At 70.2% G+C, this 711-nt stretch carries 1 protein-coding gene; it reads right to left on the bottom strand.

Features of this window, described 5'->3' with window-relative positions; all coding sequences use genetic code 11:
- The coding region (locus G3N93_RS41015) for an FUSC family protein (protein ID WP_206135636.1) at nucleotides 1-711 on the bottom strand (711 nt) is incomplete at both ends.

Raw genomic sequence — 711 nt, 5'->3', positions numbered from 1 at the left:
GCTGCGCGATGCGGTGCTGCTGGCGCTGTTGCCAGCCCGACCCCATGACGCGCCTGCCGGCCACGAGCGCGAGCGTGTCGTCGCGGATCGTGCGGCGCAGCCGCGTCGCGTCGGTGGCCAGGTTGCGCGGCAGGATCAACCGGAACGTGAGCAGCGTGAGGAAGGTGGCGAGCACCCACGCGACCGACTGGTTCAGGAACAGCGCGACGTCGGGGCGGAATGGATTGGTCGCGCCGGTCAGCGTGTTGAACGCGACGAGATACGCGAGCCCCGCAAGCGCGGTCTTCGGTACGCTCGTCGCATAGATGCCGGGCATCCAGAACAGCGCAAGTGCAACGACGAGCAGCGGAAAGCCCTCGATGCGCGGCAGGATGCCGAACGCGCACACGAACGCGGCCGGCACGGCCAGCACCGTGCCCTTGATGAACGCCTGCGCGCCGGCGGCCGGGTTGCCGGCGGTCGCGAGCAGCGCGCAGTACGGTGCGACGACGAGCAGCATCATGTCGCCCTGGTTCCAGCCAGTGGCGAGCCAGAACGCACCGGAGATCGCGATCGCGCAGGCCGAGCGCACGCCGTTGCGCAGCGCCGCCCCCGTGTCGCGGTAAAAGCGCACCCGTGCGGGCCGATAGCCCGGTCGCGGACGCTGCAATTCGACGAGCCCGTCGAGCGCCGCGCAGTAGTCGTCGATCTGTTCGATCAGCCGCTCGCCGA

The organism is Burkholderia sp. Se-20378, assembly GCF_017104665.1.
Classification (GTDB): Bacteria; Pseudomonadota; Gammaproteobacteria; order Burkholderiales; family Burkholderiaceae; genus Burkholderia; species Burkholderia lata.
Note: the sequence above shows the minus strand (reverse complement) of the source record. Positions and strands in the feature narration are given on the sequence as shown.